The 507-nt window shown below is 60.9% G+C and carries 1 pseudogene; it reads left to right on the top strand.

The window, feature by feature from the left end:
- Positions 1 to 507 (top strand): annotated as a pseudogene (locus HMPREF3096_RS10530) (hypothetical protein); the annotation flags it as partial.

Raw genomic sequence — 507 nt, 5'->3', positions numbered from 1 at the left:
GAGCAGAAAGCGGCCTGTGGCGTGGTGGTCAGCCTGTATGACGGTGAGCTTTGCGTCCAGCGTGGTGTGCAGAAGAAGATCCAGACGGCGGCATCTGACGGCGGGGAGCACGGTGGCGAGCAGGCTTCTGTGCATGTGGTCACCCGCAGTATGCCGGATGCAGCAGAGGGTATCAGCGTGCCGCTCCTGAAAAAAATGTCTTCAGAAAGGACACTGGCGGTTCAGGCCGAACTGGTTAAGCAGCCACAGAAAGCCGTGGCCCTGATGGTCTGGCGGCTGTGCAGCTGCGTGTTCGACTACTGCACCACCACCCGGCACCCGTTTGTCCTGCGCCTTGAGGTGCATCACAGCGGCCTGACCAGTGAAGCCCCGACCGGAGAGGACGGTCAGGCATGGCGGTATCTGATGCAGGAGAAAGCCCGTCTGGAAGCCCTGCTGCCGGAGGGCTGGCAGAAAGATTTCACCACCTTCTTTACCCTCGACGGACAGACCCTGATGTCGCTGATG

It is taken from the genome of Klebsiella sp. HMSC25G12 (assembly GCF_001807705.1).
GTDB classification, from domain to species: domain Bacteria; phylum Pseudomonadota; class Gammaproteobacteria; order Enterobacterales; family Enterobacteriaceae; genus Klebsiella; species Klebsiella variicola.
This window is presented reverse-complemented; position numbering and strand designations above follow the sequence as displayed.